Annotated in this window: 1 pseudogene; it reads left to right on the top strand. The window is 44.9% G+C overall.

The window, feature by feature from the left end:
* A pseudogene (locus H5185_RS22730) lies at positions 1 to 205 on the top strand (hypothetical protein); the annotation flags it as partial.

Genomic DNA, 205 nt, shown 5'->3' with positions numbered 1-205 from the left:
TTAACGGCATCGACTGGCTAGTGATCACAGCTTTTGAAGAACTGAAAACTATGTTTATCGAAGAAGCCGGTACGATACCCTCTTGCTTCTCTACCGCCAGCGAATTGAACCTGGTTGATCAAGCAAAGCGAACTTATAGATATTTGCCTACTCTCAGCGGCGTAATCACCGATATCGGCACATATCAAAGACAGGGTAACGAAGA

This window comes from Shewanella sp. SG44-6 (assembly GCF_014164185.1).
Taxonomy (GTDB): Bacteria; Pseudomonadota; Gammaproteobacteria; order Enterobacterales; family Shewanellaceae; genus Shewanella; species Shewanella vesiculosa.
The sequence above is the reverse complement of the archived record's forward strand: the minus strand, read 5'-3'. Positions and strand labels throughout refer to the sequence as shown.